The organism is Streptomyces enissocaesilis, from assembly GCF_039533765.1.
GTDB classification, from domain to species: domain Bacteria; phylum Actinomycetota; class Actinomycetes; order Streptomycetales; family Streptomycetaceae; genus Streptomyces; species Streptomyces enissocaesilis.
Window position 1 is genome coordinate 80873 of record NZ_BAAAUD010000013.1, and the last position, 25772, is coordinate 106644.

The following is a 25772-nucleotide window of genomic DNA, read 5'->3' on the forward strand; positions in this document are numbered from 1 at the left end:
ACGAGGTACTGGGGCCGTGTCAGGGGCCGGCGAGGGCGGCGGCCTCATCCAGGGTGAGGCCGCCGCCCTCGGCGTACGCCGCCTCGTACGCGGTGTCGCCCAGCGCGGCGCGGGCCGCCGCCTCGGCGTCCGCCTTGGCCTCACGCTCCTGGGCCGACACGAAGTGGCCCGGGGGCAGGATGCCTTCGTGTGCACCGAGCAGCCGGGCGGCGTCCCGCGCCCGGCCCGGCCCGGCGAGCCCGGCCAGGGCGCGGGCCACCGTCACCAGGTGGATCGCCGGCATCTGCGGAGCGACCATCCGGGACAGCGGCTCGCGCGAGCGCTCCAGCGCCTGGCGTGCCCGGCCGAGCGCCTGGTCGTACCGGCCGTCCAGGTTGTCCATCCAGGCGAGGAGGCCGAGCACGAAGCCTTCGAAGATCGCGAGGTTGGTCCGGTTGAAGGACCGGCGCATCAGTTCCAGCTGGGCCCGCCCTTCGCCGGTGCGGCCGGTGCGGGCGAGCCGTATCGCCAGGAACATGCGGGCGGCGGGCTCCGACTCGTGGCCGTGCTCCTCGACCTCGGCGAGGATCTCGCGCAGCATCGCCTCGGCCTTCTCGCCGTCCCCCGCCTCCATCAGCACGCCCGCGAACCGGGCCCGCAGCAGCGACACCTGTGTCTGTGCGCCGAGCCGGGCCGCGTGGCCGATCGCGGCCCGGAAGTCCTCGGCGGCGAGACCGAACCGGCCGCTTCGCTCGTGCGCCTCGCCGCGCGCGGACAGGGCCTCGGCCGCGCCCCACGCGTCGCCGAGCCGGGTGAAGATCTCCAGGCTCTCCTCCGCGTCGCGGCTCGCGTCGCCCGCCCAGTCGCTCCGGTTGGCAAGGATGTTGGCCCGCATCTGGAGGGCGGCGGCGAGCTCCCAGGTGTAGCCGTACTCCCGGCAGGCGTCGACGGTCCGGTTGAGGACCTCGTACAACTGCCCGGGGCTGCCGGTCAGCATGACCGCGTAGAACCAGAGGGTCCCCGGCATGCGGCAGGTCTGGGGCAGGCCGGGCCGGTAGACGTCGACGACGCGGCGCAGCCATGCCGTCGCCTCGTCGCCCGTCCAGTCGTCGAGCTCGTGGTTCATGCTCGCCAGGTGGATCAGCCAGGCTCCGCGCCTGGCCTCCAGGAGCTGCTCGGGCGCCATGGGCGGCGGCGCGTCCGTACAGCGTTCGTGCAGGGCGGGAGCGGGGGCGGCCGGCGGGGCGAAGGGGTCGGGTCCGAGCCGGGTGGCGGCCAGCGACCAGTGGCGGGCCTCGCCGCGCAGGCCGCGGATCGTCCAGTACCAGGCGAGCGAGTGGACGAGGCAGAGCACTTCGTGCTCGTCGTGGGCGGCCACGGCGCGGCGCAGTGCGGTGCGCAGGTTCTCGTACTCGACCTGGAGGAGGTTGATGCGGGCGAGCTGTTCGCGGCCGCGCAGCAGGGGTTCGGTGTGGCGGGCGAGTTCGCGGAAGTGGACGAGATGGCGGCGCTCGGCGGTGGGGCGGTCACCGGCCTCGTCGAGGCGTTCGGCCGCGTACTCGGCGACGGTTTCGAGGAGGCGGTAACGCATGCCGGCGCTGCCGCCGGCCCCCTCGCTGCCGTCGTCCGAGGGGGCGGCCACGACCAGTGACTTGTCGACCAGTGAGCCGAGTACATCCAGCGCGTCCGGGCCGCACACCGCTTCGGCGGCGGTCAGGTCGCAGCCGCCCGCGAAGACGGACAGGGCGCGCAGCGCGGCCCTCTCCCGCTCGTCCAGCAGGTCCCACGACCAGTCGACGACCGCGCGCAGGGTCTGCTGCCTCGGCAGCACGGTGCGGCTGCCGCCGGTCAGGAGCCGGAACCGGTCGTCGAGGCGGTCCGCGATCTGGCGCGGGGTGAGCATCCGCAGCCGGGCGGCGGCCAGTTCGATGGCGAGGGGCAGCCCGTCGAGGCGTCGGCAGATCTCGGCGGCGGCGTCCGGGTCGTCGTCGACGCGGAAGCCGGGTCTCGCGGCCGCGCCGCGTTCGGCCAGGAGGCGCAGCGCCATGGGGTCGGGCAGCGGCTCCACCGGCCGGACGGTCTCGCCGGGCACGCCGAGCGGTTCACGGCTGGTGGCGAGTACGGTCACGCCGGGGCAGCGGGCCAGCAGTTCCTCGGCGAGGCGGGCCGCGGCGTCGACGACGTGCTCGCAGTTGTCGAGCAGGATCAGCATCCGGCGGCGGGCGCAGTGCTCGACGAGGCGTACGAGCGGATCGTCGCCGTGCCGGTCCGCCGCGCGCAGTTCCTCGGCGCCGGCGCCGCGCAGGACGGTCTCGCGCGCGCCCAGCGCGACGAGCACCGCTTCGGGAACGGTCTCGGGGTCGTCGACGGGCGCGAGCTCCGCGAGCCACACGCCGTCCCGCCAGGCACCGTCGGCGGCCTTGGCGGCCTCTGCGGCCTCCTGCGACAGCCGCGTCTTGCCGGCGCCGCCGGGGCCGAGCAGGGTGACGAGGCGGGCGCGCGCGAGGTCACCGGTGATGGCCTCGATGTCGGCCTCGCGCCCGACGAAGGAGGTCAGCCGGGCCCGTAGATTGCCGGGCGCGACGCGGTGGTCGGCCGCGGACCGGTCCGCCGGGGGCCGATCCGCCGGAGGCCGGTCGGCCGGCGCGAGCAGTTCGGTGTGCAGGGCGCGGAGTTGGGGGGACGGGTCCGCGCCCAGGCGCGACGCCAGGTCGCGGCGGAGTTCGTCGTACGCCGCGAGCGCCTGCGCGGAACGGCCCGTGTCGCGCAGGGCGCGCAGACGCAGGGAGTGGAGCGGTTCGTCGATGGGGTGGTCGTCGCAGAGCACCGTGAGTTCCGGCAGGGCCTCCTCGGCCCGCCCCAGGCCGACCAGGGCGGCCAGACGGGCCCGGCGGGCCGCGAGGCGGCGGCCCTCCCAGCGGGCCGCCTCCGCCGTACGGTCGGGAAGGCCGGCCAGGACCGGTCCGTGCCACAGCCCCAGCGCCTCGTCGAGCAGCGCCACCGCCTTGCCGGGGTCACCGTCGTCCAGGGCCTTCGCGCCCTCCCCCGCGAGGCGCTCGAAGCGGTACAGGTCCACGTCCTCCGGGTCGGCGCGCAGCCGGTAGCCGCCGTCGGCGGAGGCGATCGCCGCGTGGCCCAGGGCCCGGCGGGCGCGGGCGACCAGGGCCTGGAGCGCGCCGGTCGCGTCGGCGGGCGGGTCGCCGTTCCACACCTCGCCGGCGAGGGCGCCGGCCGTGACCGTACGCCCGGGCCGCAGCGCCAGTGCCGTCACCAGCGCGCGCAGCCGCGCTCCGCCGACGGTGACGGGCGTGCCGTCGTCGCGGAGTGCCTGCGTGGGGCCGAGGATGCGGTAGCGCACGGCCCTATTGTCCAAGGCGTGCGGTCGCCGTGCCGCCGGGTGCCCCCAGCCCGGCCAGGACCCCGGTCTCCGTGCGCCGGTGGCCGCGGTCCGCCCGGTCCGGCTCCGCCGTGTCGCCGAACCACTTGGGGCGGGTGTCGGCCGCCCGCGGCCGCCGTTCGCCGGGCACCGGCTCGTACGTACGCCCCCCGGCGCGCGTGACGGCGTACCCCTCGACGACCACCTGGAGGGAGCGGACCGTGCCGGCGGTCTCCGGCACGTCGTCCGGTCCCGGCCCGTGCGTCTCCACCGCGAGGAGGCCGACCGGATGGGCGGAAGGCTTTCCGGCGCAGAGCGCGGTGAGGCCGGGGCCGCCCACCAGTCCGTGGCCCGCCGGCTCCAGCGCGCTGCGGTTGTCCTGCCACGTCTCGGGCGCCGCCCCTTCGTGCGGCCCCCGCAGCATCAGCCGCCACCGCACTTCGTCGCCCACCGGGATCGGTTCGCCGCAGCATTCCGTCTGCCGGCTGTCGTACATGATTCTCCAGAGCGCCATGGATCCAGCTTTGCCGGAACTACCGTTGCCGCGCGAGACGTTTTCCCAGTCCTGCCCGTACGCCCGCCCTCCACCCCGGGAGCCCCGCGCATGACCACCGCCCTCACCCGTCGCGACCGGCGGATCAGTCCCGTCTTCCTCGGGATCGCCGCCGTCATGGCGGTCTCCGGCTGGGCGGTGTGGACGGAGTTCTCGGCGAGCACCGGCTTCGCCGTCTTCCTCTTCGTCACGTCCGCGTGGATCGTCTCGCTCTGTCTGCACGAGTACGCGCACGCCCGCACCGCCCTGCACAGCGGCGACATCTCCATCGGCGCGAAGGGGTATCTGACCCTCAATCCCCTTAAATACACCCATGCGCTGCTGAGCATCGTGCTGCCGGTGCTCTTCGTGATCATGGGCGGGATCGGCCTGCCCGGCGGCGCCGTCTTCATCGAGCGGAGCCGCATCCGGGGCCGCTGGAAGCACAGCCTCGTCTCGGCGGCGGGGCCGCTGACGAACGTGCTGTTCGCGGTCGTGTGCACGGCGCCGTTCTGGCTGGACGCGCTGGACGGCGTCCCCGACGTGTTCCGCTACGCGCTCGGGTTCCTCGCCCTGCTCCAGGTCACGGCGGCGATCCTGAACTTCCTGCCGGTGCCGGGCCTCGACGGTTACGGCGTGATAGAGCCCTGGCTCTCGTACGGGATCCGCCGCCAGGTCGAGCCGCTCGCGCCCTTCGGGCTGCTGCTGGTCTTCGGCGTGCTGTGGATCCCGGGGGTCAACCAGGTCTTCTTCGACGCGGTGGACGCCATCCTGCGCGGGCTGGGCGTCCCCGCCCTGGACCCCGCCCTGGGCCAGCGGTTCTACCGCTTCTGGCAGGGCGAACCTCAGCTGCCCCTGACTACCGGGTGACCGGGGTCTCCCGTCCGGCCTTCGCCCTGCGCAGGTAGTACCAGGCCATGTTCGAGGTGACTCCGGCCAGCAGGATCCAGATGATCCCGAGCCAGGTGCCCTGGACGAAGGACACCACCGCCGCGGCCACGGCGAGGGCGCAGACGACGAGGGCGTACAGAGCGAGGCGGGGCATGGGGGGCGGCTCCTGTCCGGGTGCGGAATGCTTCCGGTCCAGTGTCCACCATGCCCCGATCGTGCTTATACGTCGGTCACGCGCAGACCCGCGTGCGCCTTGTACCGGCGGTTCGCCGAGATCAGGTTGGCGACCAGCGACTCCACCTGGTGGGCATTGCGCAGCCGGCCCGCGAAGACGCCGCGCATGCCCGGGATGCGGGCCGCCAGCGCCTGCACCAGGTCGGTGTCGGCGCGCGTCTCGCCCAGCACCATCACGTCGGTGTCGATCTCCTCGACCGTCGCGTCCTGGAGGAGGACGGCCGACAGGTGGTGGAAGGCGGCGGTCACCCGCGAGTCCGGCAGCAGGGCGGCGGCCTGCTCGGCGGCGCTGCCCTCCTCCGGTTTCAGGGCGTACGCACCCTTCTTGTCGAAACCGAGCGGGTTGACGCAGTCGACGACGAGCTTGCCGCTCAGCTCCCCGCGCAGCGCTTCGAGCGTCTGGGCGTGGCCCTCCCACGGCACGGCGACGATCACGATGTCGCTGCGGCGCGCGCACTGCGCGTTGTCCGCGCCCTCGACGCCGAGGCCCAGCTCGCCGGCGGCGCTGCGCGCGCGCTCGGCGGCGCGCGAGCCGATGATCACCTTCTGGCCGGCCTTCGCCAGCCGGTACGCGAGGCCGCGCCCCTGATCGCCGGTCCCGCCGAGCACCCCCACGACCAGGCCGGACACGTCCGGGAGGTCCCAGGGGTCCTTGGCCGCCCCGGCCGCCCGGGCGGCGGGGTTCTTCGCGCTGTCGGTGCTGTTGTCGGTCGAAGTCATGCGCCGACCCTACTCGGAGGTAGCACGCCCGTCCGGGTGAGGCGGCGGCATTCGCCCGCGGCCGGCGCGGACGTACGGCAGGATGCCGCCGCATGGATGCCGTACGTGTCGCCCTGCTGCGCGAAGTCCTCGACGGCACCGAGTGGTTGCCGGCCACGCGGCGGTTCGCCGAGGCGCTGCGGTCGTCCGTCGTGCCGCACGGCGGCGGGCTGCTGCTGGTGGGAACCGAGGCGTACGAGCCGTGGCACCTGGCCGCGCACCTCGTCGACGAGGCGGCCTGGTCCGGGCTCGCGGAACTGAACCCCACACTCGTACGCCACCGGGTGCGGCCCGGGGAGCCGGCGCACCTGTCGGTGGGGCTGGGCAGGATCGAGGCGGCCGGCCGGGGCGAGACCCTGCTCGTCGTGGCGCCTCGGCGGCCGGAGGCGGAGCTGCTGGAGCGGGTGCACGACGCGCGGCGGGCCGGGGCGACCGTGCTGTCGCTGGACGGCGGGGACCGGGAGATCCGGGGGCTGGCACACGAGGCGCTGTCCGTGCCGGCGGGCGGGGACGTGGACCTGGACACGGTGCAACACCTGGTGAGCGCGGCGGCCGGGGAGAACAGTCTGCCCGCGCCGCGGGGGAAGCGGCGGCTGCGGGACCGGCTCTCCCGGCTGGCCGACCAGCTGACGGCCCCGCCGCCGGGACGGTGGTAACGGGCGGGGCACCGGTGCGGGGGGCTGATGCACGCCGCCGGATCCGTGAAACCGGTCGCCGCCGGTCCGCTCGCCGCGGCGCTGCCGAAGCTCAGGACGTACGACGCGGACACGCAAGCGGATACGGACGCGCGACGCCGCCGGGCCCGGAAGGACGCGGCGGCGGCTGAAGCGGCGGGGTGAGCGGGCGCGCGGTGGTCAGGCGCCTTCCTCCCCCGGCCGCCCGTCGTTCCTGTCGTGCCACTTCGGGTCCGTCTCCCACTGGAGATTGCGCTCGGCCGCGGTCTCCATCGCGCGCTGCGCCTCCTGACGCGTCGGATAGGGGCCGAAGCGGTCCTTGGCCGGGCACTCGGGGCCCTCTTCCACCTTCTTGTGCTCCAGGCAGTAGAACCATTCGCCCGGCTTTCCGGCTGCGCGCTTCTTGAACAGGGCCATCGTCGGCTCCTTCCTCTGCCGCCATGCTGCCCGATGGCGGCTGGATACACTCGCTTGCATGTCTGGCCAGTCGCTGCTCGTACCAGGGGAGCTCTCTCCCGCCCGTTCCGTCCCCGGCAACATCCGGCGCCCCGAGTACGTCGGGAAGCCGGCGCCGACGCCGTACACCGGCCCGGAGATCCAGGATTCCGACACCGTCGAGCGGATGCGCGTCGCGGGCCGCATCGCCGCGCAGGCGATGGAGGAGGCCGCCAAGCACATCGCGCCGGGGGTGACCACGGACGAGCTGGACCGGGTCGCTCACGACTTCATGATCGATCATGGTGCGTACCCGTCTACCCTCGGATACCGCGGCTACCCCAAGTCGCTGTGCAGCTCCGTCAACGAGGTCATCTGCCACGGCATCCCGGACTCCACGGTGCTCCGGGACGGCGACATCGTGAACCTCGACGTCACGGCGTACATCAACGGTGTGCACGGCGACAACAACGCGACGTACCTGTGCGGTGACGTCGACGAGGAGTCGCGACTGCTCGTCGAGCGCACCCGCGAGTCGCTCGCCCGCGCCATCAAGGCGGTCAAGCCCGGGCGCCAGATCAACGTCATCGGGCGGGTGATCGAGTCGTACGCCAAGCGCTTCGGCTACGGCGTGGTGCGGGACTTCACGGGGCACGGCATCAACACGTCGTTCCACTCCGGTCTGATCATTCCGCACTACGACAGCCCGCACGCCACGACGGTGATGCAGCCCGGCATGACCTTCACCATCGAACCGATGCTCACGCTCGGTACGCACGAGTACGACATGTGGGACGACGGTTGGACGGTCGTGACCAAGGACCGGAAGCGGACGGCGCAGTTCGAGCACACGCTGGTGGTGACGGAGACCGGCGCGGACATCCTCACGCTGCCGTGAACGGATCCGCGCGGTAGCGTTTTTACCGACAGGTCGTCGGGAACTCATTGACTTAGGCATACCTAAGTAGGAAGATCGGCGGTGGCGGCTGCGCGTGCTGCCACCGCACGCTCCTCCTTTCCCGTACCCCTCGGCCCCCGGAGGTCCGCCTTGGACACAACCGCCACAGCCGCCACCACCGCCGAAACGCCGTTCTCCACGCTCATCCGTGTCGCCTCGCACGAACAGCACACGGAGGCGGAGACCTCGACCTTCATGAGCGACCTGCTCGGCGGGAAGCTCCCGGTGGACGCGTACGCGCGCTACACCGAGCAGCTGTGGTTCGTGTACCGGGCGCTGGAGGAGGCCGCGGAGTCGCTCGCGGACGACCCGGTCGCGGGCCCGTTCATCCAGCCCGAGCTGATGCGCACGACCGAGCTGGAGCGCGACCTGGCGCACCTGCGCGGCGCGCACTGGCGCGCGGGGGCCGAGCCGCTGCCCGCGACCGCGGCGTACGCCGAGCGGGTCGCCGAGTGCGCGCGCGACTGGCCGGCCGGGTACGTGGCGCACCACTACACCCGCTACCTCGGCGACCTGTCGGGCGGCCAGATCATCCGCGGGCAGGCGGAGAAGACGTGGGGCTTCGCGCGCAAGGGCGACGGGGTGCGCTTCTACGTCTTCGAGGACATCTCGAACCCGGCGGCTTTCAAGCGGGGTTACCGCGAGTTGCTGGACCGGGTGAACGCGGACGACCTGGAGAAGCGGCGCATCATCGACGAGTGCAAGCGCGCGTTCGACTTCAACGGCGCGGTCTTCCGCGAACTGGGCAGGGAGTTCCCGCTCACCGCCTAGTGCGACCGGAGCGACCGGTGCGACTCAGTGCGGGGCGGGCGGGGCGAAGCGGACCCGGCCGCCGATCTCGATCATGCCGTCGGGCCCCGGCGCCGTCAGGATCTGGGACCCGCGGCCCTGCGTGATGTTCAGGGCGCGGCCCAGTCCGGCGGTGAGCAGGAGGGCCGCCGCGCCGGTCGCCTCGTCCTCGGCGATGCCGTCGTCACGGCGCGGGAACGCGCGGGCGCGGACCCGGCCCGCCGCCTCGTCCTCCCAGGCCCAGGCGTACAGCCGGCCCTCGCCGGGCGGGGGCGCGGGCAGCGCGTCGACCTCGGCGGCCGTCGCGTACCGCTGGAGGAGGCGCGGCGGGGCCCACTCGGGGCGCGCCGCGATCCAGGTGAACTCGCCGTCGTGGCGCGCCCACACCTCCCCGGCGGGCGGGTTGACCACTTCCAGGTCGAGCAGCCAGGCGACGCCCACCAGAGGGTGCCCGGCGAAGGGCAGGCGCGTCCCCGGCGTGCGGATGTCGACGACGCCGCGCTCGGGGTCGTCGACGAACACGGTCTCGCTGAAGCCGAGTTCGGCGGCGAGTGCCTGCCGGGACGCCTCGTCGGGGTACGTACGCCCGTCGCGCACGACGCCGAGGGTGTTGCCGTGGTGTCCGCCGGGGCCGCAGAAGACGCGGAGCACGTCGAGTTCGTTCATCCCGGCATTGAAGCACCGGCTCTCCGCGGTCCGGTGGCCCACCAGGTCACGGTGCGGCCGCTGTACCCGGTCCCCACGCTCGCACCCCTCCTGTCCCCGGTAGGGTTCCGGAGGTCGGTGGGGACGAAGACACAGAAGGCAGCGCATGAGCAGGCTGAGCACGCTGAAGCGGCTGGGAACGGGTCTCGCGGCGGCGACGGCGCTGTCGGTGACGGCGAGCGGGTGCGTGACGGTGCACGGCGAGCTGGAGGTCGTGCCGTCGGCGACGGAGGCCGAGGCCGCCCAGGCCCTCAAGGACTTCACGGCCGCGTACAACAAGGCGGACAAGGCGTACGACCCGGCCCTCGACGCGGGGCGGGTCACCGGCGCGCTCGGCGCGATCAACCAGGCCGGGCTCAAGGCGCGGCAGGCGCAGAGCCCGGACGGCAATCCGCGCCACGAGCCGCTGGAGCTGACCGACGCGCAGTACGCCATCCCCAAGAAGGCGGGCTGGCCCCGGTGGTTCGTCGCGGACGCCGACAGCAACCGCGACCAGGACAGCGGCCGGCTCGACACCCGCTGGCTGCTGGTGTTCGTACGCGGCGGCGCCGACCAGTTGTGGGAGGTCTCGCACCTGTGGGTCCTCACACCGGCCCGGATGCCCGACTTCAAGAAGGACGAGGACGGCTGGGCCGAGGCGGTCGCGCCGGACGCACCCGGACTCGCGGTGGCACCGAAGGACCTGAGCGAGCAGTACGCCTCGTACCTGCAGAACGGCGAGCCCGCCGTCTTCGCGCCCGGGCCGCACACCTCCGCCGTGCGCCAGGAGCGCCGGAAGGCGGCGCGCCAGCCCGGGCGCTCGGTCCAGTACGCCGACCAGCGCCTGGACAGCGGGACGTTCGCGCCGCTGGGGCTCGTCACGGAGGGCGGCGGGGCGACGGTGTTCTTCGCCACCCGCCAGTACGAGCAGCAGACCGTGGCCGAGGGCGTGCGGCTGAGCCTCAACGCCGACGTCCGGGCGCTGATGACCGGCACCGCGAAGACCAGGCTCACCAAGGAGCGGGTCTCCAGTCAGGTCGTGCAGGTGCCGGAGAAGGGCGCGGCCGGCGCGGGCGAGGGCAAGCCGCAGGAGCAGCAGGTGACGGTGCTCTCCCGGATCCAGGGGCTCACGGCCGCCCAGGGCTCCTGACCGACGCCCGCGCGCGGCCCGGGGCTCAGCGGCCCAGCGGCCAGGCCACCGCGTGGTGGTCGTCGGGGTCGTCCTCGCCGACGTACCGCGCGCAGGCGTCGGTCAGCGTCTCCAGGAGGGTCAGCGGGTCGGGCAGCGGGTGTTCGAGGCCGCGGACCCAGCTGACCCCGTACTCACCGGGCAGCTTCGCGGGCGGTACGAGGACGTAGCTGCCGCGGCAGTGCCAGCGCAGTCCCGGATGCTCGTCCATGGTCTCGGGGTGGCAGTCCAGCTCGCACGGCCACCACTCGTCCTCGTCGTCCGGGGTGCCGCGGGTGGCGGTGAAGAAGAGCAGGCGCGCCTCGTCGCCGTTGCCGGCGCCGAACTCGGCCACGGGACCGACGTCGATTCCGGCTTCGAGCAGGCGCTCCAGCGCGCTGCGGCCCGCTTCGAGCGGTACGTCGAGCACGTCGTGGACCATGCCCGTCGCGGTGATGAAGTTGGCCTCCGGCTGGCCCTCGGCCCAGCGTCCGACCTGCGCGGGGTCGGTGGTCGACTGGGTCTGCCAGGCGAACGAGACGGGGTGCCGGGCGGGGGTGGGACAGCCGACGCGTTCGCACGAACACCGGTATCCGACGGGATGCGCGGCGGGGGCGAGCGGCAGGCCCGCGGCAGCGGCGGCCAGGAGCAGGGCCTCGCGGTTCTCGGCCGCGTCGTGGGCGGCGGCGGCCTTCGGGCGGCGGCGCAGCCACTGGGGCAGTCTGCTCTCCACCGTCCGCCTGCTCTCTGTGCCGCGATAGCGGCCGAAGTCGGCGCCCATTCAACCCCTCACCTCAGCGTTGTGCTGTCCATGCTGCCACCATCCTGCGCCTCGGGTGGCCGCAGTCCCCATCCGGGGTACGCGGGCCGCTGCCGCAGCGGTGGTGCGATTGACGCCTTTGCCCCGGTACGCGGCCCTGCGGCGACCGCCCGTCCGGCGGTGCCCGCCCTCCGCGGCCCCGTGAGCGAATTCACCTCCGCGTGCTACCGGCGCGGGGCGAGACCGCCCAGCGCGCAGTCGACGAGGGCGTCCGCGTACGCGTGCGTGAGCGGGAGGGTGCGCAGCAGCCAGCGGTGGGAGAGCGGGCCGACGAGCAGTTCCACGGCGACGCGCGGGTCGATCCCCTCTCGTACGTCGCCGGCCTCCTGCGCCGCGCGCAGCCGCCCCACGTACAGCTGGAGGGACGGTTCGAGCAGCTTCTCCACGAACTCCGCGCCCAGGGCCGGATCGACGATGCCCGCGGCGGTGAGGGCGCGGGAGGGGGCTTCGTACTTGGGGTCGACGAGTTCGTCGACGGTGGCGCGCAGGACCGCCTTGAGGTCGGCGGCCAGGTCGCCGGTGTCGGGGAACTCGTACCCGCCGTCGCCGCCGCCCGCCGCCTCCGCGGCCTGTTCGCCGAGGTCGACGAAGGCTTCGAGCAGTACGGCGGCCTTCGAGGGCCACCAGCGGTAGATCGTCTGCTTGCCCACGCCGGCGCGGGCGGCGATGCCCTCGATCGTCGTCCTGGCGTAGCCCGCCTCGCCGACGAGGGAGAGGGCCGCTTCGTAGATCGCGCGGCGCGAGCGCTCGCTGCGCCGCGTGGAGTCGGGGGTCCTGGGCGTTCCGGGGGTCGCGGTGTCGGCCATGGGGCCAGCCTACCAGCGTGGCGAGACGATACGTCTCGCCCGTCGGGTGCGGGCTGACCAGCCGGGAACCACCCGATCGGTGCACAGCGCGACGGCTCCGTACGGCGGACCATGGCTCTCACGCACACCCGGTGCGCCATGCCGCTCGTGAGGAGCCCTCGTTGCCTCGTGACGCCTCGCCCCGCCGTTATCTGATGTGCCCCCCGGAGCACTTCAGGGTGACGTACTCCATCAACCCCTGGATGGACCCCGGGAAGCCGGTCGACCTGCCGCTGGCCCTCGCCCAGTGGGAGGACCTGCGCGACCGCTACCGGAGCCTCGGCCACACCGTCGAGCTCCTCACCCCCAGGCCCGGCCTGCCCGACATGGTGTACGCCGCCAACGGCGCCACCGTCATCGACGGCCGGGTGCTCGGCGCCCGGTTCGCGTACGCGGAACGGTCGCCGGAGGCCGAGGCGCACCTGGAGTGGTTCCGCTCCCACGGCTTCACCGAGATCTGCGAGCCCTCGCACATCAACGAGGGCGAGGGGGACTTCGCCGTCACCTCGTCCTGGATCCTCGCCGGGCGGGGCTTCCGCTCCAGCCCGCTCTCGCACGACGAGGCACAGGAGTTCTTCGGCCGCCCGGTCATCGGCCTGGACCTCGTCGACCCGCGCTACTACCACCTGGACACCGCGCTGGCCGTCCTCGACGACCGTGACGACGAGATCATGTACTACCCCGGCGCCTTCTCCCCCGGCAGCCGGGCCGTCCTCGCCCGGCTCTTCCCCGACGCGGTCGTCGCCCGGGAGGCGGACGCGGCGGCGCTCGGGCTCAACGCGGTGAGCGACGGGCGCCACGTGCTGCTGCCGCACGCCGCGCTCGGGCTCTTCGGGCCGTTGCGGGCGCGCGGGTACGAACCGGTCGGGATGGACCTCGGGGAGCTGCTCAAGGGCGGCGGCAGCGTGAAGTGCTGCACCCAGGAGCTGCGCGGCTAGGGGCTCTCGGGCTGGGGCGGCGGCCAGGCGTCGCCCCAGTCGGTGTCCCGGGCCGCCCGGTAGAGGTCGCCGTGGCGCTTCTTGGTGACCGTCTCGCGGGTGAGCTCCTCGGGCTTCGTGCACAGTTCCAGCAGGACCATGCCCTTGCGGATCTGCGGTCTGCGGATCACGCGGTTGGCGGCCGGATCCGCCTCCACATCGTCGCGGACGGCGGCGACGTAGCTGAACTTCTCGTCCTCGTACGGCAGCGAGCCCCCCTTCACCTGGCGGTGGAGGGAGGAACGGCTCACCCGGGCCGAGAAGTGGCACCAGTCGGCGCCCGGCTCGATGGGGCAGGCACCGCTGTGCGGGCAGGGGGCGGCGACGCGCAGGCCCGCGTCGATCAGCCGCTGCCTGGCCTCGACGACCCGGAGATAGCCGTCGGGGGTGCCGGGCTCGACGATCACGACGGCGCGGGCGGCACGGGCCGCCTCGGCGACCAGGTGCGCGCGGTCGGCGGCGGTGAGCTCCTTGAGGACGTACGAGACGGTGACGAGATCGGTGCTCTCGATCCGCAGCGCCGATCCGATGCGGGAGCGCTGCCAGGCCGTGGCGCGCAGGGCGGGCGAACCGGACGCCTCGGCGAGCTCCCGGCCGAGCGCGAGGGCGGGCTCGGCCCAGTCGACGACCGTACTGGCCGGCTCCTCCCGCCACGCCTCCGCGACGGCCCAGGTCGCGGCGCCCGTCCCGCCGCCGATGTCCGTGTGCGTCGCCGGGATCCACTCCGGGGCCGCGTCGCGGAGGGCGGCCAGCGCGGAACGTACCGCTTCGAAGGTCGCCGGCATCCGGTACGCGGCGTACGCGGCGACGTCGGAGCGGTCGCGCAGGACGGGCGCGTCGGTGGGGGTGGTCCCCCGGTAGCTGGTGATCAGCCGCTCGACGGCCTGTGCGGCCTGCTTGGGCGGCAGCCCGTCGAGAAGTCCGGCGAGTGCGGTGCGCAGGGCTTCTGCGGTGGGGAGGGTGGAGTTCACCGGAAGATTTTAGGCACTTCCGGAGTACGCCGCGGATCGCCCGTACCGGGGCGGGAGGGGGCTCGGACGAACTGATGCGGTGCGAGAGGCGGTTGCTACGCTGGCGCCCGTTGGCTCGACCGTCGGGGGGACGCATGGGACAGCGGGTGGTGCGCGTGGCTCTGGTGGCCGGTGTGATCGCCTTGGCCCTGCTGCTCCTGCCGGCCGCGTGCGGCGGCGGCGGGGGTGGTGGCGACCGTACGGACGAGCGGCGGAAGGCCGGGCCGGTGGAGCCCGCGAGGAAGAGCGCGGCCGGGCCCGTGACGCGGCTGGCCGTTCCCGCGGCGTACACCAACCGGCGGGGCTGGGAGGTGACCGGCGCGTCGGCCGAGTACGCGGTCGCCGTGGGCGCGGGACGGGTCGGGTACCTGGAGCGGGTGTCCGCCGCCCGGTTCCGGCTGCGGGCCGTCGACGCGGCGAGCGGGAGGACGCGGTGGGCGGGCGAGGCCTGGCGGCCGCTGTCCGATCCGGCGCGCTTCCCCCGGCTGCTGTCCGTCGCGAAGGACGGCCGGGAGTTCTTCGTCACCTGGTCGTACGGGAGGGTCGGCGAGGACGCGCTGACCGCCGCCGACATGATCGTGGCGCTCGACGTGTACGACGCGGAAAGCGGCGCGCGGCGGCGGGTCGAGCTGCCCTGGGCCGGCGCCCCGGCCGTGAACGGGTCCGGCCCCGGCATCCTCGTCAGCGACGGCGGCGCGGACAGCGCGGTCGTCGACCCGGTGACCGGCCGGGTGGCGCGGCTGGCCCCGAAGGACCTCCGTTACCCGAAGGGGTGCGCGGACTGCCGGACGCAGACCCAGGTGCGGGCGGTCACCGAGAAGGGGGTCCTGGTGAGCGGGCGCCGGGGCTTCTGGGTGCGCGAGGGCTGGCACAGCCGGAAGGCGGCCCCGGCCGGAACGGACGCGGCGTCCGGGGTGCCGACGTCGGTGGCGGGCGGCCGGATCCTCGCCAGGTGGCAGAAGAAGCGGGGCGGCGCGGGCGCGGCCGACCACGACGTGTGGGCGGTGCACGACGCGGCGACGGGGAAGGCGCTGGCGAAGGCGGAGTGCCGCAGGCCCGCGATAGAGCCGGGGAAGTACCCGCAGGCGGCGGTGGCGCCGGAGGGGCGGTACATGGTGGCGGGGAGCCTGGGCTTCGACCTGGAGACGGGATCGGGGCACTGCTTCGAGGAGGCGGACGGCACGAAGCCGCTGTCCCTGACGGCGGTGACGGACACGGGCATCGCGTACGGCACGACGGCGACGCGCACCCCCGTGGAGGCCGACCTCACCACGTCGGAGCCGACGGCGCTCCCGGCGAACGTGCACGTACCCGCGGTGGAGGTGGCGGGCACGGCCCTGTTTTCCTGGACGGACCGCAAGGACCGCCCCCACCTGATCGCCTACGCCCGCCGGGGGTGACGGCGGCGACCGGCCCGAGCAGCAGTGCGGGCATAGTCCGCACCGTCGGATGAGCCGCCGTGGGGCCAGCCCCACAGTCGCCCGGCCCGTACTGCCACACGGTGTGGTGCCACTTCGGGGTGCAACTCTCTTGAAAGCCGTGGTAGCAGCGATGTCACCGTTGGACGATCCCCGAGCAGACGTTTCTTCGGCGCGACGGGGCAAGTTCGAGGACCTCTAGCCAGAGGGTGACCACGAGGGACCACTGCTGCGCCACTGACCCGTCGAGTCTCAGACCATGTCTGGCCCGCTGACGACTTGCTCACTGGATGACACCACGTGGGAAAGGAATTCACGTGCTTTCGATGCCTCTGCGCCTGTCGGATCTCCGGGTTCCTCACTGGACGTTGCGAGGAGGCCGTTGGACCAGCGGTACGAGCTGGATTCAGCCCGCGAAGGTGTCGGCCCTCGCTGCGGAGTTCGATGACGACCGTGCGCCGTGTGTCAGCCTCACCGTGAGGGAGTGCAAACAGCAAGGGGAGGCGGACTTCGCGGCACTGACGATGAAACCCGGGGAAGTCCGTCTGACGGCGGGTGTGCTCGGTACGGCTCCGCTTTTCTCGTGGCGGCCGAGGATGTGTTGTACGCGTCCTGGGACCTTGCCGAGCTGCGCCCACACCTGCGGGCCGACCGGCTCGTTCCCCGCGTAGTAGCCCGGACTCTGACCAGGCAGCACCGGTATACCGCCGACACGCTGTTCGAGACCCCGCGCTGTATGACGCGATCCAGTCGGACAGCGGCAGCGCCGAGAGATGCCAAGCCCTGATCGAACACCATCGGCCGGATGCGGCCACGCTGGTGGATTTCGGGTGCGGTACGGGGCGCGACCTGGAGATCCTGGCCAAGCGCTTCGACTGTGTCGGCGTAGACCTGCATCCAGGCCTGGTCGACTACGCGCACCGAGTACGGCCCGGGCTGGACATCCGCACCGGCGATATGCGGACCGTTCGGCTCCGGCGGCACATGGACGCCGTGACCTGCCTCGGCAACTCTCTGGCCTACCTGTATGACAACGACGAGATCAGCCAGGCGTTCACTACTTTCGCCGTACACGCACGACCGGACGCACTCCTGGTCCTCTGCTCGCCCGTAGCGCCCGTCATTCGCCCTGAGCCGGCCAGGGCCGTCGTCGGGACACCAGAGGGCCCCGCGCGAGTCACCATCGACTACGAGTGGGACCTACGGACACAGGTCAACACCATGCACAGGAGACGGGTGCTCGCCTCTGGCGTCGTTGCCCAGGATGAGATCCGGAGACGCGTCCTGTTCCCGCGCGAACTGGAGCACTAAGCATCAGCCTCAGGCTTCGAGATCGTGGACATGGTCGACGAGTCCGGGACCGGATTCACCGGGCCGACCGCGCACACGGTGGCCCGGTACACGCGCTGACGTCCCGACGGTAAGTACGGAGCTACTCCAGGCACAGCTCTCTTGGAAACCCCGTCACACCGACGTGGCGCGCCGCCACGGGCGGCACAGGGCCGCGAAGCACGTGAGCGAGGCCAGCGCGCAGGTCAGCTGGACCACCGCCATCGGGACCGCCGTCGCCTCGCCCGCGATGCCGACCAGCGGTGAGGCGACGGCGCCGATCAGGAACGACGACGTACCGAGCAGCGCGGACGCCGAACCGGCCGCGTGCGGGGTGCGCATCAGGGCCTGGGTGTTGGTGTTGGGCAGGGCGAGGCCCATCGACGACATCAGGACGAAGAGTCCGGCCGCGACCGGGACCAGGCCGGTCTCGCCGAAGACGCCCGTGGTCATCAGGAGCAGCGCGAGCGAGGCGAGCGCGACGAGGGTCAGGCCCACGGCCAGCACCTTGTCCATGCTGACCCGGCCCACCAGCAGCTTGCCGTTGATCTGGCCGACGGAGATCAGGCCGACCGAGTTGATGCCGAAGAGCAGGCTGAAGGTCTGCGGGGACGCGCCGAAGATCTCCTGGACCACGAAGGGCGAGGCCGCGATGTAGGCGAAGAGGGCGGCGAAGGCGAAGCCGCCGGCCAGCAGGTAGCCGGTGAAGACGCGGTCCTCGAGGAGGCCGCGCATCGTGCGGAACGCCTCGCCCACGCCGCCCTGGTGGCGGCGGCCGGGCGGCAGCGTCTCGTGCAGCCACCTCCACACGACGAGGGTGAGGAGGACGCCGATGACGGTGAGGACGGCGAAGATGCCCCGCCAGTCCGTCAGGCGGAGCACCTGGCCTCCGACGACCGGCGCGACGACCGGCGCCACGCCGGAGATCAGCATCAGGGTGGAGAAGAAACGCGCCATCTCCACGCCGTCGTAGAGGTCACGGACCACCGCCCGGGCGATCACGATGCCCGCCGCCCCCGCGAGCCCCTGGAGGAGGCGGAAGGCGACGAGGAGTTCGGCGGAGGGCGCGAACGCGCAGATCGCGGTGGCCACGACGTACACGAGCATGCCGAGGAGGAGCGGCCCGCGGCGGCCGAACCGGTCGCTCATCGGGCCCACGACCAGCTGTCCGAGCGCCATGCCGGCCAGGCACGCGGTCAGGGTGAGCTGCACGGTCGCGGCGGGCGAGCCCAGGGACTCGGTGACCGCGGGCAGGGCGGGGAGGTACATGTCCATGGAGAGCGGCGGCAGGGCGGTGAGCCCGCCGAGCACCAGCGTGACCAGGAGGCCCGTGCGACGGGCGGCGGTGGTGGCGACGGGGGCGGGGGCGGCAACGGGGGCGGGGGCGGAGCCGGTTGCGGCCGCTGCCTCCGCCCCGGGTATGTGGCCTCGCGCGGACTGGCCGGTCTCCGGCATTCGCATCTCCATGTCGTTGAATACGGACCTATGCTCTCAGCTCGTCCGGAGTGGTCGACACCTTTTCTGGGGGCTGGGCATGGGCGGAACGACCGTGCGGTGGGGCGTGCTGGCGACGGGCGGCATCGCGTCCTCGTTCACCGCGGACCTGCTGGAGATGCGGGACACGGAGAACGCCGAGGTGGTGGCGGTGGCCTCCCGTACGACCGCCGGCGCGAAGGCGTTCGCCGAGCGGTTCGGGATACCGCGGGCGTACGGGAGCTGGGCGGAGCTCGCCGCGGACGAGGACGTCGATGTGGTGTACGTCGCAGGCCCGCACTCCGCGCACCGGGCGGCCGCCGGCCTGTGCCTGGAGGCGGGCCGGGCGGTGCTGTGCGAGAAGGCGTTCACGCTCAACTCCCGCGAGGCGGAGGAACTGGTCGCCGTGGCCCGGCGCCACGACCGCTTCCTGATGGAGGGGATGTGGATGTACTGCAACCCCTCCATCAGGCGGCTCGCGGAGCTGGTGAAGGACGGGGCGATCGGCGAAGTGCGCACCGTGCACGCCGACTTCGGGCTCGCGGGGCCGTTCGGGCCCGAGCACCGGCTGCGCGATCCGGCGCTGGGCGGCGGGGCGTTGCTGGACCTCGGCGTGTACCCGGTCTCGTTCGCGCATCTGCTGCTGGGCGAGCCCGACCGCGTACAGGCCGACGCGCTGCTGTCGCCGGAGGGCGTCGACCTGAACACCGGCATGCTGCTCGGGTGGGACGCGGGGGCGACGGCGCTGCTGTCCTGCTCCCTCACCGCCGACACCCCCCTCACGGCGGCCGTGACGGGGACGAAGGGCAGGATCGAGCTGGGACGCGGCTTCTTCCACCCCGACCGGTTCACGCTGCACCGGGACGGGGCGGAGCCGGAGGGGTTCACCGCCGGAATCGGCAGCCGTCGCGGCCTCCAGTACGAAGCGGCCGAGGTGATGCGCTGTCTGCGCGCGGGCGAGAAGGAGTCGCCGCTGGTCCCGCTGGACGGCAGCCTCGCCGTGATGCGGACGCTCGACGCGGTGCGCGACCGCATCGGCGTCCGTTACCCGGGCGACGAGGACGAGCAGGGCCTAGGCAGGCTTCAGGCCCGGGTTCCCCGCCTCGGTGACGAGTGAGGCGGCGGTCGTGACCGGCGCGCCGGGCGTGGTGACCGCGGACACCGTCCGGAAGTCCGCGCGCGCCGCGTCCTCGCCGAGCGTGAGCGTCGTGTAGCCGCGTCTGCCGTCGTAGAACTTCAGGTGCGCGTTGCCCCGCATCAGGCGGTCGTGGTTGGCGGGCCGCTCCGCGCCGTCCTTGCCGCTGGAGACGGACGTGGTGACGAACTCCGTGCCGACGGTGCGCGAGGCCGGGTCCTCGAAGTCCTTCTTCAGGTCGAAGGCGTACGAGACGTGGACGTCGCCCGTGAGCACCACGAGGTTGTCGACGCCGGCCGTCTCCGCGCCGTCGAGCACGCGCTTGCGGGAGGCCGGGTAGCCGTCCCACGCGTCCATGCTGACCTTCGGGTCGCCCGCGCTGCGCCGCCGGGCGAAGGTGACCTGCTGCGGCACGACGTTCCACAGCGCCCGCGAGTCGCGCCAGCCGTCGATGAGCCACCGCTCCTGTTCCGCGCCGGTCATGGTGCGTGACGGGTCCTCGGACTCGGGGCCCGGGAGCTGCCAGCCGTCGCCGTACGCCTGGTCGGAGCGGTACTGGCGGGTGTCGAGGATGTCGAACTGCGCGAGCCGCCCGAAGTGCAGCCGCCGGTAGAGCCGCATGTCGGCGCCGTCGGGCTGCTGCGGGGCGCGCAGCGGCTGGTTCTCCCAGTAGGCGCGGTACGCAGCCGCCCGGCGCAGCAGGAACTCCTCGGGCGGTACGCCGTTCTCGGGGGTGCCGCCCGCGTAGTTGTTCTCCGTCTCGTGGTCGTCCCAGGTGACGACGAAGGGGTGCGCGGCGTGCGCGGCCCTCAGGTCCGGGTCGGACTTGTAGAGGGCGTACCGCAGGCGGTAGTCCTCCAGCGTGACCGTCTCGCGGTTGAAGTGGGCGGGCACGCGGCGGTCGGCGTAGGCGCGGGCGCCTCCGGCGGCGTTCACGGCGTACTCGTAGAGGTAGTCGCCGAGGTGGAGGACGACGTCGAGGTCCTCCTCCGCGAGGTGCTTGTACGCGGTGAAGTACCCGTCGTGGTACGCCTGGCAGGAGACCGCGCCGAGCCGCAGCTCGCTGATCCGCGCGAAGCGGGCGGGCGCCGTGCGGGTGCGGCCGACCGGGCTGATCCAGTCGCCCGCGCGGAAACGGTAGTAGTAGACGCGGTCGGGGTCGAGCCCGCCGGCCTCGACGCGGACGCTGTGGTGGAACTCGGGGTGTGCGGTGACGTGGCCGCGCCTGACGGTCCGCCGGAAGCGCGCGTCGCGGGCGAGTTCCCAGCGCACCCGGACGCGGGCGCGCGGCAGACCGCTGTCCGGCTCGTACGGCCTGGGGGCGAGTCTCGTCCACAGGAGTACGGACGAGGGGAGCGGATCGCCGGAGGCGACGCCGAGGGTGAAGGGATCGTCCGTGATCTTCTTGGCGTCGAACTCCGCCGCCTGGGCGGTCCCCGGCAGGTTCGTCGCGAAGGCGAGCGCGGCGGCGGCCCCGGTGACGGTGAGGAACCGGCGGCGGTGGATGTGCCGTGCGGCGGCCCGTATCTCCTGGTCATGGCCCGATGTGATGGTCATCTGCCCCTCCCCTGACGGCTGTTGTCAGAGGTATTGGAGTGGTACGGGGCGTCGCCACGCTTTCATGTACGTGTCACGTACGCTGCTGGGCCATGAACCCTCAGACGAAGATCGCCGTCGTGACCGGAGCGGGCTCGGGCATCGGCCGGGCCGTCGCACTCGCCCTGGCGGGGGCGGGCTGGTCGGTCGCGCTGGCGGGGCGGCGTACCGGGCCGCTGGAAGAGACCGCGCGGGAGGCGGGCGGCGTGACGTCGTGCGTACCGGCGGACGTGTCGCTTCCGGCCGACGTGGACGCGCTGTTCGCCGCCGTACGGGAGCGGTACGGGCGCCTCGACCTGCTCTTCAACAACGCGGGCACGTTCGGGCCGCGCGGTGTGCCGGTGGAGGACATCGCGTACGAGGAGTGGCGCTCGGTCGTCGACGTGAACGTCACCGGCTCGTTCCTGTGCGCGCAGGCGGCGTTCCGGCAGATGAAGGACCAGGACCCGCAGGGCGGCCGCATCATCAACAACGGCTCGATCTCGGCGCACGCGCCCCGGCCGCACTCCCTCGCGTACACCACCACCAAGCACGCCATGACGGGGCTGACCAAGTCCCTCTCCCTGGACGGGCGTCCGTACCGGATCGCATGCGGCCAGATCGACATCGGCAACGCGGCGACGGACATGACGGAGCGGATGCAGGCGGGCATCCTCCAGGCGAACGGCGAGCTGATGGCGGAGCCGGTGATGGACGTGCGGGACGTGGCACGCACGGTGCTGCACATGGCGGAGCTGCCGCTGGAGGCGAACGTGCAGTTCGCGACGGTGCTGGCGACGACGATGCCGTACATCGGGCGCGGCTGAGGGAGCATCACGGCGGAGGGAACACCACGGCGGGTGCGGCGGTTGGCCGTGGCATGAAGTCATTCACCCACACCGACGTCCTGCGCTACACGGCCTTCTCGACCGATCCGGAGGGCGGCAATCCCGCGGGTGTCGTCCTGGACGCGGCGGGGCTCGACGACGCGACCATGCTCGCCGTGGCCGCCGAGGTCGGCTACAGCGAGACCGCGTTCCTCACGGAGGAGCCGGAGCCCGGACGCGCCTTCACCGTCCGGTACTTCAGCCCTCAGGCCGAGGTCGCGTTCTGCGGCCACGCCACCGTCGCGACGGCGATCGCGCTCGCCGAGCACCGGGGCGGCCCGGGGGACCTGGTCTTCGGGACGCCGGCCGGCACGGTCCCGGTGGAGGTGACCGCGTCCGCCGACGGCACGTACCGCGCCACCCTCACCAGCGTCGAACCGCACGTGGCGGAGGCGGCACAGGGCGATGTGACGGAGGCGCTGGCCGCGCTGGACTGGGCCGCCGCCGACCTCGACCCGGCCTTCCCGCCGCGCATCGCGTACGCCGGCAACCGCCACCTGGTCCTGGCGGCCGCGACCCGCGAGCGGCTGGCGCGGCTGTCGTACGACTTCGAGCGGCTGGCCACGCTGATGCGCCGCCTGGACCTGACCACGGTACAGCTGGTGTGGCGCGAGGACGCGACCACGTTCCACGTCCGTGACCCGTTCCCGGTGGGCGGCGTCGTGGAGGACCCGGCGACGGGGGCCGCGGCGGCGGCCTTCGGGGCGTACGTGCGGGAACTGGGCCTCGTGCCGCGGGAGTCGGTGCTCACCCTCCACCAGGGCGACGACATGGGGCGCCCCGGCGTCCTGACGGTGGAACTGCGCGCGGGCGACGGGCGGATCAGGGTCGGCGGCGCGGGCGCGCGCATCCCGGAGAAGGCAGAGGGAGACGGCCCGGACGCCTGAGCACCCGGCCGGACCTCCGGCGCCGAGGAGGACCGAGGAGGACCGTGGGCGCGCAAGCCCACGTTCTCCTCGTTCCGGCCCTTCTCCCGGGATCCGCTGGGAGTTCCTGCCCCAGAGGCTGGGCTTCGGCTCGGGGATGACCTGCTGGCGACGACTGCGGGACTGGAACGAGGCCGGGGTCTGGCGGCGCCTGCACGAGCTGCTGCTCTCCGAGCCGCGGGCCGCGGGCCTGCCGGACTTCTCCCGCGCCGCGGTCGACTCCAGCCACCTCCGCGCGATGAGGGGCGGGCCGGCCCCCGGCCCGTCCCCGGTGGACCGGGGCAAGGCCGGCGGCAAGCACCACCTGATCGTCGAGGCGCACGGCATCCCGGTCGCCGCGATCACTACCGGCGGCAACCGCAACGACGTCACCCAACTGATCCCGCTCATCCAGGCCGTCCCGCCGATCCGCGGCAAGCACGGCAAGCCACTGCGCCGCCCCAAGCACCTGTACGCCGACCGCGGCTATGACCACGAGGTCTAGCGGAACAGGGTCCGCCGGTTCCAGATCACCCCGCACATTGCCCGGCGCGGCACCGGCCACGGCTCTGGCCTGGGCGTGTACCGCCGGGTCGTGGAAGGAGCGATCGCGCTGCTGCACTGGTTCCGCCTGCGTATCCGCTGGGAGGTCCGCGACGACATCCACCACGCGTTCGTCACTCTCGGCTGCGCCGTCATCTGCTGGCGACGACTGCGCACCACACTTCGTTGAGAGTGGGGGCGGGCGATCGCCCGGGGGGACGGCCTGCTCGACGCGTCAGAACGCATACGTAGCAGTCGTACCCGCGCGACCTCACACCCGGGATCTCAGCACGTCGACCTCACAGCCCGGCGCGAACGGGTCGAAGCCGTGCCCGATCAGCCAGCGAACCGCCAGCAGGCTTCGCAACGACCACCACGCGTGGATCACGCCGAGGTCGATGTCGGTGCCATAGCCGGCCAGGACGTCGTCGAGGTGCTCCTCGTGTCCGAGCGTGAAGGTGGCGAGGTCGTACAGAGCATCACCCTGGCCCGCCTCGGACCAGTCGATGATGCCCGTCACCTCGTCGCCGTCGACGAAGACGTGCGCGATCTGCAGGTCGCCGTGCGTGAACGCCGGAGTCCACGGCCGGAGCGCGGCCCCGGCGACCCGGCGGCTGCGGGTGACCAGGTCGGCGGGCAGGAGGCCGTTCTTCACGAGCAACTCGCACTCGTCGTCGAGTTCCGCCGCCAGCGCGACGATGCTCCGGCCGGCCCGGCCGGGCCGGGGCGGCAGCGGCGCGTCGTGCAGCTTCCGGATGGCGGCGCCCGCCGCGGCCCACGCCGCCGACGACCCGGTCGACGGCCCGCCGAGGCCCCCAAGCGTCGTCCCCGGGAGTGCGGCGATCGCGAGCACGGGCGGCTTGCGCCACAGGACCTCCGGGGTCGGGACCGGCGCCAGGGACATCGCCTCGACCTCGATGTCGATACGCGCCTGATCGGCGTCCACCTTCAAGAACACGTCACCGACGCGCAGAGTCGCGCGCTCGGAATGGGCGACGACGACTTCGACCTCATCCATGGGCGACCAGTATCCCGGAGGTGATCGCCGACGTCGCCGGATTTATCGCATGCGATTACGCAGCTGACCGCGTCCCGCTATCCGACAGCCTCGTGCGCGGCACTGACCCTTGACCAGGTCAAGCCCACTCCTTTCGTCAGGAGTCCCAAGGGCCTGCCCGACGGGTCGGGTGCCGGGTCCGGTGGAGGATTGATCCGTCCCGTGTCGGGCGGGCTGATTTTGCGGTCATGGAGGGGACTCGGCTGGCGTCACTCCGTTCCGCAAGGCTCTGCGGTGTGTCACCGCAGGGGCAAGGTGCCGGAGTCGGGGCGACCCCCATGCGCGCTCAAGCGCTGGGGTCTTACCCCCATACGGAGTAAGACCCCAGGCAATGACGTCGAGCCGTCACGGCAGGCCTAAGTCACACACCACTCGCGAGGGCCAGAAGCTGGGGCGCGATGCCGGCTCCTGCGCCACTTACGATGCCGATCACGCTATCGATCAAGCCGCCGATGATGGGCACACCCATGAACGCTCCTTAAGGTTGGGAACTCCCATAGTCCTCGACTCGCGCCACTGCCGTGGCGGTACGACCGCGGGCTCACCCGTACGAGGGCCGCTCTGCCAGCCAGTAGGCCGAGAGGTGGGTGGGCGTTCAGCCGGTGCCGTCTGCGCCCGTCGCTTGACCCATCGGACAGGCCCTGGTCGAAACGGCGTGACGCCCCGATCGGCCAGCTTCGGGCAGTGGTCGCCGACGGGTTCACCGCCCCGACGCAGAGAAGCGCATCCCGTCCCCTGGGCACGACGCACGCCGGAAGTGCAGGTCCGCCCGGTGGCTCAGCTGCGCGGGCGACTGGCTTACGGGACGGGCGCGGTATCCGACGACGCGGCACCTCGTCAGGAGAACGAGGTGGAAGGCCCACGCGCTCCCGCCCCCTTGCGGGGACGGAGGCGGCAGACGAGTCGGGCTGTACGCCGGGTTCTGTGCCCCGGGACCTCGCGGTCGTCGGGGCGACGGCCATCCATCTAGGACCGGCGTTGCCGCCGGCCTCGTGCGGTCTACCCGCGGACTCGGGCGGGCAGCCCTCGATCGTCCGCGCAGGGCCGTCTCACGACGGCCCCTCTTGACCTTGCTCCAGGTGGGGTTTACCTAGCCGTCCGAGTCACCCCAGACGCTGGTGGTCTCTTACACCACCGTTTCACCCTTACCGGGGACCGAGGTCCCCGGCGGTCTGTTTTCTGTGGCACTGTCCCGCGGGTCACCCCGGGTGGCCGTTAGCCACCACCTTGCCCTGTGGAGCCCGGACGTTCCTCGGGGAGATCCGGAGATCCCCACGCGGCCGTCCGCCCGGCTCGTCTGCCGTGCCGACCATGCTACC

23 protein-coding genes, 1 other RNA gene and 1 pseudogene are annotated in these 25772 nt (G+C 72.9%); 12 read left to right on the forward strand and 13 right to left on the reverse strand.

Annotated elements, in window-relative coordinates; all coding sequences use genetic code 11:
- Window positions 1-19 precede the first annotated feature (19 nt).
- Complete coding sequence (locus ABD374_RS05645; protein ID WP_344491612.1) at window positions 20-3337, reverse strand: ATP-binding protein; 3318 nt, start codon at window positions 3335-3337, stop codon at window positions 20-22.
- Window positions 3338-3341: 4 nt separating this feature from the next.
- Window positions 3342-3869: a DUF6578 domain-containing protein gene (locus ABD374_RS05650; RefSeq protein ID WP_344491615.1), complete on the reverse strand. Its 528-nt coding sequence runs from the start codon at window positions 3867-3869 to the stop codon at window positions 3342-3344.
- 90 nt (window positions 3870-3959) lie between these two features.
- Between ABD374_RS05650 and ABD374_RS05655 the strand changes: the two genes are divergently transcribed.
- A complete protein-coding gene (locus ABD374_RS05655) occupies window positions 3960-4757 on the forward strand; it encodes a site-2 protease family protein (protein WP_344491618.1) in 798 nt (265 codons plus the stop codon).
- Here ABD374_RS05655 and ABD374_RS05660 read toward each other — a convergent pair.
- Together ABD374_RS05660 and npdG are read right to left on the reverse strand one after the other, a co-directional pair.
- Complete coding sequence (locus tag ABD374_RS05660; protein WP_344491621.1) at window positions 4747-4932, reverse strand: hypothetical protein; 186 nt, start codon at window positions 4930-4932, stop codon at window positions 4747-4749. The genes ABD374_RS05655 and ABD374_RS05660 overlap by 11 nt on opposite strands.
- 65 nt (window positions 4933-4997) lie before the next feature.
- Window positions 4998-5732 (reverse strand): NADPH-dependent F420 reductase, encoded by a 735-nt coding sequence (gene npdG / locus ABD374_RS05665; protein ID WP_344491624.1) that lies wholly within the window; start codon window positions 5730-5732, stop codon window positions 4998-5000.
- 92 nt (window positions 5733-5824) lie between these two features.
- Here npdG and ABD374_RS05670 point away from each other — a divergent pair, with 92 nt between their 5' ends.
- Window positions 5825-6427, forward strand: a complete 603-nt coding sequence (locus tag ABD374_RS05670; RefSeq protein WP_344491627.1) for a hypothetical protein — start codon at window positions 5825-5827, stop codon at window positions 6425-6427.
- A 198-nt stretch (window positions 6428-6625) separates the two neighbouring features.
- On the opposite strand, the gene ABD374_RS05675 is transcribed toward ABD374_RS05670, so the two are convergent.
- Window positions 6626-6862: a hypothetical protein gene (locus ABD374_RS05675; RefSeq protein WP_344491630.1), complete on the reverse strand. Its 237-nt coding sequence runs from the start codon at window positions 6860-6862 to the stop codon at window positions 6626-6628.
- A gap of 58 nt (window positions 6863-6920) precedes the next feature.
- Here ABD374_RS05675 and map point away from each other — a divergent pair, with 58 nt between their 5' ends.
- Window positions 6921-7778 carry a type I methionyl aminopeptidase gene (gene map, locus ABD374_RS05680; RefSeq protein WP_344491632.1) on the forward strand — a complete coding sequence of 286 codons (858 nt, stop codon included), beginning with the start codon at window positions 6921-6923 and terminating at the stop codon, window positions 7776-7778.
- Window positions 7779-7928: 150 nt separating this feature from the next.
- Entirely contained in the window at window positions 7929-8609 is a 681-nt protein-coding gene (locus tag ABD374_RS05685; RefSeq protein WP_344491635.1) for a biliverdin-producing heme oxygenase, read from the forward strand.
- A gap of 24 nt (window positions 8610-8633) precedes the next feature.
- Here the strand turns inward: ABD374_RS05685 and ABD374_RS05690 are convergent, their stop codons facing one another.
- A complete protein-coding gene (locus ABD374_RS05690; protein ID WP_344491638.1) occupies window positions 8634-9293 on the reverse strand; it encodes a PhzF family phenazine biosynthesis protein in 660 nt (219 codons plus the stop codon).
- A gap of 154 nt (window positions 9294-9447) precedes the next feature.
- Here ABD374_RS05690 and ABD374_RS05695 point away from each other — a divergent pair, with 154 nt between their 5' ends.
- Window positions 9448-10461, forward strand: coding sequence for an SCO2278 family lipoprotein (locus ABD374_RS05695; protein ID WP_486388620.1), 1014 nt, complete (start codon window positions 9448-9450; stop codon window positions 10459-10461).
- 25 nt (window positions 10462-10486) lie between these two features.
- Here the strand turns inward: ABD374_RS05695 and ABD374_RS05700 are convergent, their stop codons facing one another.
- The gene (locus ABD374_RS05700; protein ID WP_344491643.1) at window positions 10487-11260 is read right to left on the reverse strand and encodes a bifunctional DNA primase/polymerase; all 774 of its coding nucleotides are present in this window, start codon (window positions 11258-11260) and stop codon (window positions 10487-10489) included.
- A gap of 203 nt (window positions 11261-11463) precedes the next feature.
- The gene (locus tag ABD374_RS05705; RefSeq protein WP_344491646.1) at window positions 11464-12105 is read right to left on the reverse strand and encodes a TetR/AcrR family transcriptional regulator; all 642 of its coding nucleotides are present in this window, start codon (window positions 12103-12105) and stop codon (window positions 11464-11466) included.
- Window positions 12106-12236: 131 nt separating this feature from the next.
- On the opposite strand from ABD374_RS05705, the gene ddaH reads away from it, so the two are divergent.
- Window positions 12237-13082 (forward strand): dimethylargininase, encoded by an 846-nt coding sequence (gene ddaH, locus ABD374_RS05710; protein WP_344491649.1) that lies wholly within the window; start codon window positions 12237-12239, stop codon window positions 13080-13082.
- Here ddaH and ABD374_RS05715 read toward each other — a convergent pair.
- Complete coding sequence (locus tag ABD374_RS05715; RefSeq protein ID WP_344491652.1) at window positions 13079-14092, reverse strand: small ribosomal subunit Rsm22 family protein; 1014 nt, start codon at window positions 14090-14092, stop codon at window positions 13079-13081. The genes ddaH and ABD374_RS05715 overlap by 4 nt on opposite strands.
- Before the next feature lie 134 nt (window positions 14093-14226).
- On the opposite strand from ABD374_RS05715, the gene ABD374_RS05720 reads away from it, so the two are divergent.
- Complete coding sequence (locus ABD374_RS05720) at window positions 14227-15531, forward strand: hypothetical protein (protein ID WP_344491655.1); 1305 nt, start codon at window positions 14227-14229, stop codon at window positions 15529-15531.
- 837 nt (window positions 15532-16368) lie between these two features.
- Entirely contained in the window at window positions 16369-16860 is a 492-nt protein-coding gene (locus tag ABD374_RS05725; protein ID WP_344491658.1) for a class I SAM-dependent methyltransferase, read from the forward strand.
- 153 nt (window positions 16861-17013) lie between these two features.
- Here the strand turns inward: ABD374_RS05725 and ABD374_RS05730 are convergent, their stop codons facing one another.
- Window positions 17014-18333: a multidrug effflux MFS transporter gene (locus ABD374_RS05730; RefSeq protein WP_344491659.1), complete on the reverse strand. Its 1320-nt coding sequence runs from the start codon at window positions 18331-18333 to the stop codon at window positions 17014-17016.
- A 79-nt stretch (window positions 18334-18412) separates the two neighbouring features.
- Here ABD374_RS05730 and ABD374_RS05735 point away from each other — a divergent pair, with 79 nt between their 5' ends.
- Window positions 18413-19468, forward strand: coding sequence for a Gfo/Idh/MocA family protein (locus ABD374_RS05735; RefSeq protein ID WP_344491662.1), 1056 nt, complete (start codon window positions 18413-18415; stop codon window positions 19466-19468).
- On the opposite strand, the gene ABD374_RS05740 is transcribed toward ABD374_RS05735, so the two are convergent.
- Window positions 19424-21043 (reverse strand): alkaline phosphatase D family protein, encoded by a 1620-nt coding sequence (locus ABD374_RS05740; protein WP_344491665.1) that lies wholly within the window; start codon window positions 21041-21043, stop codon window positions 19424-19426. The two genes, ABD374_RS05735 and ABD374_RS05740, sit on opposite strands and share 45 nt — an antisense overlap.
- 92 nt (window positions 21044-21135) lie before the next feature.
- On the opposite strand from ABD374_RS05740, the gene ABD374_RS05745 reads away from it, so the two are divergent.
- From ABD374_RS05745 to ABD374_RS05755, 3 genes and pseudogenes are all read left to right on the forward strand, one after another.
- The gene (locus tag ABD374_RS05745; protein WP_344491668.1) at window positions 21136-21888 is read left to right on the forward strand and encodes an SDR family oxidoreductase; all 753 of its coding nucleotides are present in this window, start codon (window positions 21136-21138) and stop codon (window positions 21886-21888) included.
- 53 nt (window positions 21889-21941) lie between these two features.
- On the forward strand, window positions 21942-22835 hold the full coding sequence (locus tag ABD374_RS05750; RefSeq protein WP_344491671.1) for a PhzF family phenazine biosynthesis protein: 894 nt from the start codon (window positions 21942-21944) through the stop codon (window positions 22833-22835).
- 13 nt (window positions 22836-22848) lie between these two features.
- Window positions 22849-23586, forward strand: a pseudogene (locus ABD374_RS05755) (IS5 family transposase); the annotation flags it as partial.
- An 81-nt stretch (window positions 23587-23667) separates the two neighbouring features.
- On the opposite strand, the gene ABD374_RS05760 reads toward ABD374_RS05755, so the two are convergent.
- Both ABD374_RS05760 and rnpB read right to left on the reverse strand, forming a co-directional pair.
- Entirely contained in the window at window positions 23668-24414 is a 747-nt protein-coding gene (locus ABD374_RS05760; RefSeq protein WP_344491674.1) for a phosphotransferase family protein, read from the reverse strand.
- Window positions 24415-25348: 934 nt separating this feature from the next.
- An RNA gene (gene rnpB, locus ABD374_RS05765) (RNase P RNA component class A) lies at window positions 25349-25749 on the reverse strand.
- Window positions 25750-25772: the final 23 nt, after the last annotated feature.